Raw genomic sequence first — 6,634 nt, forward strand, 5'->3', positions numbered from 1 at the left:
TGGTCACGACAAACAACAGCAACAGCGCCAGGCTTTTCAGGCTGACCAGTTCCCCGCCAGGATCACGCTTGCGCGCCACCATCAACAAATACAGCAAAGCCAGCACGGCGCTGCACAACGCGACGCTTTTGGGCAGGAAGGCGGCACCAACATCCCCCATGCTGCGAATGTCCGGCATACCCAGCGCCACGCTGTAGATGAGCAGGCTGAAAGCAAGCAGCAACAGCCCCATCACGATTTTCTGTACCAATAACATCGTCTTCTCCGCCGCAACGGCACCGGCCTGCCAGTCGCCCGCCAAGCCGGTTGCGCTGCTTTACTTGATCAGGCCTATGGACTTCAGGAATTCGCTCTGTCCGGCGATCTGGGCCGTGACCATCTCAGTGAAGCCCTGCTCCGCAAGATTAATGTTCTCCTGCTTTTCACGTTCCTGGAAAGCCAGCCAGTCCGGGCTGGCTTCGACCTTGTCCACGGCCGCCTGAATGATGTCAACAATGTTCTCGGGCGTGCCGTTCTTGATGGCAATCCCGCGCCAGATCGAATCCACAATATCGAAGCCCTGTTCCTTGAAGGTCGGCACATCAGGGAAGAAAGCAGAACGCTCTTCGGTCGTCACGCCCAGCAGGCGGATGTCGCCGTTGAGCACCTGATCCAGGCCGCTGGAGGGCGTCATGACGGCAACGTCGATATGCCCGCCCAGCAAGGCAAGCGGAATCTTGCCCGAGGCATCATGCGGAATCCAGCCGCTCTTGAACCCGCCCTGCTGCATCAGCTGGAACAACACATACTGGTGGAAGCCTGCCGGCGCGTGGCCGCCGACCTTCAAGCCATTGGGATGCGCCTTCATGTAATCGACAAAGTCCTGCACGGTTTGCAAGGGGCTGTCCTTGCGCACGGCCAGCGACGACGGTTCAGCCTGCATGGCGCGCACCAGGCGCATGGAATCCAGCGGGAACGGAATCAGGCCTTGCGCAATGCCGAAAGTTAGCGTGCCTGTCAGCACCAGAATGTTGTAGCCATCCGCAGGCTGGGCCATGATGGCCGACACGCCGACCGCGCCGGAACCGCCGGGACGGTTCTGGACATTGACGGTCCAGCCCATTTCACGCGACAGCAGTTCCGCCAGTTTGCGGCCATAGGTATCCAGCGAACCGCCAGCGCCCGACCAGACGATCAGGTTGATGGGCTTGGACGGGTAACCCGCTGCCGTGACATTGGAAAGGGTCAGGACCAGCGGTGCCGCAGCCAGGCCCTTGAGCAGCGAACGGCGAGTCAATGCGTTTTTCATGGAATGTCTCCTTCCGGTGTTATGACTGTGCGGTCTTGGTTTTTTTCCGGCGCTGCACATGGCGCCACAAAGGCAGGACGATGCTCAGGACGCTCAGGGCCAGGAACACCGCGCTGACGGGCTCAGTAATGAAAATGTCGTAGGAACCTTGCGAGCTCACCAGGGCCGTGCGGAAGTTGGACTCAACCATATAGCCCAGCACCATGGCCAGCACGACCGGCGCCACCGGGAAGGACAGCTTTTTCATCAGATATCCCAGCGCGCCAAAGCCCAAGGTCAGCCAGATATCGAATTGCAGATTACGCAGCGCATAGGCGCCGAGAATGGCGAAAACGATAATTCCGGCAGCCAGCACGGCATCAGACAGGTTCACCACGCGGGCCAGCCACGGCAGGGCCAGCGACCCGACAATGAACATCACAATGCTGGACAGCAGCAGACCCAGCAGCACGCTGTAAACCAGCACGGGCTGCTCAGTGAAGAGCTGCGGGCCGGGGCGCAGGCCATGCATAACCAAGGCGCCCACTATCACCGCCGTCGTCGGCGACCCCGGCACGCCGAGTGACAGCAAAGGCACCATGGCCCCGCCGACGGTGGCGTTATTGGCCGATTCCGGCGCCGCCACGCCACGCCCTTCCCCTGCGCCGAACTTCAGGCCAGGATTGCGGCGTACCGCCACATCACGCGCCACCCAACAGGCGATATTGCCGCCGACACCCGGCAGAATGCCCAGCAAGGTCCCGATCACCGAACCTTGCAGCATGGTGCCTATCATGTGCTTCCAGTCCGACAGGCGCAGCATGACGCTCTTGACCGCGCCGCGGCCCACCTTCTTGCGCTCACGCATGGCATTTTCCGCCAGCAGCAAAGCTTCCGAGACTGCAAACAGCCCGATCAGCGCCGCCAGCATGGGCACGCCTTCAAACAGCGCGACCTCGCCCATGGTGAAACGCGGAAAGCCGCTGATGGGGTCTATGCCGACAAAGGCCAGCATCAGGCCCAGCGCCGCGCCCAGCAAGCCCTTGATGAGCGAGCCGCCAGACAAGGCCGCCACCGATGTCAGGCCGAACAGGCCAACCGCAAAATAGCTGGCCGGGCCGAACTGCAAGGCCAGCGTGGACAGGGGCGCAGCCAGAAACAACAAGGCCAGGCCGCCGACCAAACCGCCTACCGTCGAAGCCGACAAGGAAATTGCCAGGGCCCGGTTGGCCTCGCCCTTTTGCGTCATGGCAAAGCCGTCGATGGTGGTGGCCGCCGCTGCCGCCGTTCCCGGCGTGGAGAGCAGAATCGCGCTCACCGAACCGCCGTACTCCGCCGCCATATACAAGGAAATCAGCAACAGCATGGAGATTTCCGGGGACATGTTGTACGTAAAAGGGATCAACAGACTGATGCCTATGGAGGGCCCCAGACCGGGCAAGGCGCCGACCACTATCCCGATTGCCGTGCCAGCCACCAGCGCGGCTAGGCCTGCCAGAGAGAAGATAACGCCCAGGGCGTCAGCAATGAAAGACATGGCTACTCCCCGGCACGATCACAAGGACAGGCGACCTGGCTGGACACTGCCCTGTGATAAGAATTTGATGATGGCATATTGCCCCCTCCTCAATGAACGAATCTTTTTTATTGGCCAAAGATCAGGAAAAACCCGTATCTTTTTGCCGGACAACAATACTTATTACTTGAAAAAAAGCACTTTTCTGACAATTTATTGTGGCACAAACTCGGACAAAAGCCGTTTGCAGGGATAATAGGAACATCGCACTTGGACATAAGATTTAATGAAAACAGATGAAAACATCCCGAACCTGAGACATCTGCGGATGTTCATGTCCACGTGTGAATTGGGCAGTATCAATGCGGCAGCGGGCGCCATGCACGTCGCCCAGCCTGCCATCACGCAGGCCATCTCCAAGCTGGAAGCGCGTTTTGGTTCGCCCCTGCTGTCACGGCACCGTGAAGGCAGCTTGCCCACCCCGGCAGGCCGGATTCTGCATGGCCGCTGCGATCGTTTCTTCCGCCAGATGCATGCCGCGATCATGCTCGCGCCCGAGCGCATCCATGCGCCGGGCTCGCAACAGGCCGCCACGCTGGCAGGCCGCCTGACCGTCAGCCAGATCAGCGCCTTGATCGGTGTCGCCAACCATGGTTCGCTCTGGCTGGCCGCCCACAATGAAGGCGTTTCAGTATCGGCCATGCACCGGGCCGCCAAGGAAATCGAAAACAATCTGGGCTATGCCGTCTTTTCCAAAGCGCGCAACCGGCTCAACGTCAACCACAGCGGCGCCGAACTGGCGCGGCGGCTGCAAATCGCGCTGCGTGAAATTGCCGTCGCGGAAGAAGAAATCCGCAGCCTGTCGGGGCAGCCCGACGGCAAGATACTGATAGGCACCTTGCCCATGATACGCAGCGCCCTGCTGGGCCTGACCATCAACCGCACGCTCGCGCAGGCGCCCGGCCTGCGTTTCGAGGTACTGGAAGGGGTGTATGCCACCATGCTGCGCGCCCTGCGCAACGGTGAAATCGACATGCTGATCGGTGCCCTGCGCCGGCCCTCCCCCGCCAACGATGTCAATGAACGTCTGCTGTTTACCGACCCTTACGCCATCATTGCGCGCAAGGGTCATCCGCTAGAAGGCACTGAAGCCAGCGCAGCGGAACTGCTGCAATATGAATGGGTTGTGCAAAAACAGGGCACGCCGGTGCGCGCCGCCCTGGAAGCCATCTTCGCGGGTACCGGGCTATCGCCCCATGTCGCCGTCGAAACTTCCTCCATGTCACTGACCCGCTCCATCCTGCTGGACAGCGACCGCCTGGCCATCCTCTCACGCCGGCAGATCACCATCGAAGAACGCGCCGGCCTGCTGACAGCGCTGCCACTTTCCATCGCTTCCACGGGAAGACGCATAGGACTAACCACCCGGCAAGACTGGCAGCCCGCAGGCAGTCATTTGATTTTTCTTGAAAACTTCCACTCTGTCCTGATTGAAAATGTAGGCGCCCTGGAAGAGTAAAACCCATCATCTTCCTCTTTTACTTATATCAAGTAGCAAACTTCCAATAAGACACTCGCCTCCCTCCGGCTCCTAAAATCCTATACATCCCCTGCTCGCGCCGGACTGCGCCAGGCGCCTGCCAATAGGCTGAGGGGAAGACAATGCGCCCAGGAATGACTGCACCAGAGGCAGTTTGCGAGGAAAGACATGAAAATTGCGTTTATTGGATTCGGCGAAGCGGCACGCGCCTTCACGGATAGCCTGGCAGGCAATCCTGCCGCCAGCATCGTGGCGGCCTACGATATCCGCCAGGATGAGGAGATGCGCCAGGCAGCATTAAGCCGTGGTCTGCGTTTTGAAAAAACGGTTGCCGCCGCCATTGCGGGCGCGGATTGGATCCTCAGCGCCGTGACTGCCGACCAGAGCCTGAATGCCGCGCAAAGCGTGCTGGATGCCCTGGAGCCTGGCCAGTTGTTCATCGACATCAACTCGGTGTCGCCCGGCCGCAAGCAGCAATCGGCCACGCTGATCGCCGGCCGCCAGGGCCAATACCTGGATATGGCGGTCATGGCCCCAGTCCACCCGCGCGGCCATGCCACGCCTGTACTAGTCGCTGGCGCCCAGGCGCATGCGCTGGCGGCCACGCTGGAAAACCTGGGCTTTCACTTCGAAGTCGTCGGCGACGAACCCGGCGCCGCCACCGCCATCAAAATGGTGCGTTCCCTGTTCGTGAAGGGTCTGGAAGCGCTGACGGTGGAAACCTTGCTGGCCGCATCGGCCACCGGCTGTCTGGACCGTGTCGTGACATCCTTGGCCGACACTTTCCCGGGGCTGGGCTGGCCGGACAACGCACGCTATATGTTCGAGCGCACGCTGCATCATGGCGCGCGGCGCGCCGCCGAGATGCGCGAAGTCGCCGCCACCTACGACGAACTGGGTTTCGTGGGCGCACTGGCCGACAAAATCGCCGATGTGCAGGAAAAAATGGGGGCTGCGCCTGTGATCGACCTGCCGCCGGGCGAACTCAACCCGTCGGTGCGTGAAGTCGCTGCCATGCGCCTGCGGGCCGAGGGCAAGAGTTTGCCCGGCAGCCGCTGACGTCCAAGCAAGGCGGCCCAGCACGCATCAGGCCGCGCCAGCCCCCTGGCGCCGCCTGCTTCAGCGCTGAGGCAAGACGCTGATATAGCCCTCGCCTATCTGCACGGCCTTGAGCGGCGGCGTGATCAAACGCACGCCGCTGGCATACAGGCCATCAATCAAGGCCCCGATCTGATCGTAAGAAATGGCATGCCCCCATTCCTGCGCGCGTTCCCAGGCCCCCTCTTTGCCTGAACGCGAAAAAATACTGACGGATTGTGGGCTTTCCATGGCCATGACAATGGCCTGATCTTCCGCCAAAGCTTCATCCAAGGGCGCAAACACCACCAAGCACCCGGGATGGCCTGCCGGTGTCAGGCGCTGGCAGGACTTCAGCACATATTCCGCATCCCATCCCGGATACGCCTGCGCCAGTTCCGCCCGCAACGCATGCTCTGCCGGCAAGCTGGGCAGCTGTTTCAGCAAACGCTGGCCCACCTCCTCGGGACTGAGCTCGGTTTCGTCCGTGCTGTCAGACTCGGCCTGCAACCGGCCCTCCAGCGGCCCGCCGGGCGCCGTCAGGCGCGCTACTGCGCGCTGGCCGGGCTTGCCCCAGTCAGACTGCATTTGCCCCAAGGCCATGTCTTCGGGCGCCACCTGCCCGGCCTCGAAACGGGAAACCTGTGACCAGACCGACAAAGCCTCGGGCGACAGCAAGCGCGTCAGCCACAAAACAGCCAGCGCCGCCATGGCCAGCGCCATGATGATGTTGGCCTGGCGCACCCGCGCCATCCAGGCCCGCCCCCGGCAAACTGCCCAGAGATAGCAGAAGGCATAGCCTGCGGCCACCAGCACCGCCGTCAGGCCGCACACGCGCTGGGGGCTCAGCCCATACTGGGCGATACGCGCGCCTATGGCCCACAAAGCGACCAAGGCGAAAAGCGGCATGACAAGCCCCAGGCCGCGCGCGGCATAACGCAATAGCGGCGACGCGCTGGCACTGTCATCATCTTCGGCAATCACCGCGGACACCAGTGTGGCCGCACCAAACACGGCGCACACGCAGAGCGCGGCCAAAGAAAGGCCGACCGTGCCGCGAAACGGCAGCGCAACGATGAAAATCACCATGACGACCAGCAGCAAGGGCGTCAGCAAACGCAGCAACCGCAGCAGCAAGACCGGTGAAATATAGCTGCCCAATTCCGACGACACCGCCAGTCCCAGGCCAATCAGGGCGCCGGTAATCAAGGCCGCTACCGGCGCCTGCCCGAGG

Annotated in this window: 6 protein-coding genes; 2 read left to right on the forward strand and 4 right to left on the reverse strand. The window is 61.7% G+C overall.

Annotated elements, in window-relative coordinates:
• The 3 genes from ACTJGZ_RS15385 to ACTJGZ_RS15395 form a co-directional block, all read right to left on the reverse strand.
• Positions 1-256: hypothetical protein (locus ACTJGZ_RS15385; RefSeq protein WP_441663777.1), on the reverse strand; the 256-nt coding region annotated here is incomplete at its 3' end.
• A gap of 60 nt (positions 257-316) precedes the next feature.
• Complete coding sequence (locus ACTJGZ_RS15390; RefSeq protein WP_127773650.1) at positions 317-1,288, reverse strand: Bug family tripartite tricarboxylate transporter substrate binding protein; 972 nt, start codon at positions 1,286-1,288, stop codon at positions 317-319.
• A gap of 19 nt (positions 1,289-1,307) precedes the next feature.
• A complete protein-coding gene (locus ACTJGZ_RS15395) occupies positions 1,308-2,804 on the reverse strand; it encodes a tripartite tricarboxylate transporter permease (RefSeq protein WP_127773649.1) in 1,497 nt (498 codons plus the stop codon).
• A 265-nt stretch (positions 2,805-3,069) separates the two neighbouring features.
• Between ACTJGZ_RS15395 and ACTJGZ_RS15400 the strand changes: the two genes are divergently transcribed.
• Together ACTJGZ_RS15400 and ACTJGZ_RS15405 are read left to right on the forward strand one after the other, a co-directional pair.
• Positions 3,070-4,302 carry a LysR family transcriptional regulator gene (locus tag ACTJGZ_RS15400; protein WP_441663778.1) on the forward strand — a complete coding sequence of 411 codons (1,233 nt, stop codon included), beginning with the start codon at positions 3,070-3,072 and terminating at the stop codon, positions 4,300-4,302.
• A 189-nt stretch (positions 4,303-4,491) separates the two neighbouring features.
• A complete protein-coding gene (locus tag ACTJGZ_RS15405) occupies positions 4,492-5,382 on the forward strand; it encodes an NAD(P)-dependent oxidoreductase (protein ID WP_127773647.1) in 891 nt (296 codons plus the stop codon).
• A gap of 60 nt (positions 5,383-5,442) precedes the next feature.
• Here the strand turns inward: ACTJGZ_RS15405 and ACTJGZ_RS15410 are convergent.
• The coding region (locus ACTJGZ_RS15410; protein WP_441663779.1) for a DUF4153 domain-containing protein at positions 5,443-6,634 on the reverse strand (1,192 nt) is incomplete at its 5' end.

Origin of the sequence: Kerstersia sp., assembly GCF_052103615.1 — a bacterium.
Lineage (GTDB): Bacteria > Pseudomonadota > Gammaproteobacteria > Burkholderiales > Burkholderiaceae_B > Kerstersia.

What these genes read in the sequence shown, in the direction of transcription:
- ACTJGZ_RS15405 (WP_127773647.1), top strand. Translation starts at nt 4,492, where the DNA reads ATGAAAATTGCGTTTATTGGATTCGGCGAAGCGGCACGCGCCTTCACG.
- ACTJGZ_RS15390 (WP_127773650.1), bottom strand. Translation starts at nt 1,288, where the DNA reads ATGAAAAACGCATTGACTCGCCGTTCGCTGCTCAAGGGCCTGGCTGCG.
- ACTJGZ_RS15400 (WP_441663778.1), top strand. Translation starts at nt 3,070, where the DNA reads ATGAAAACAGATGAAAACATCCCGAACCTGAGACATCTGCGGATGTTC.
- ACTJGZ_RS15395 (WP_127773649.1), bottom strand. Translation starts at nt 2,804, where the DNA reads ATGTCTTTCATTGCTGACGCCCTGGGCGTTATCTTCTCTCTGGCAGGC.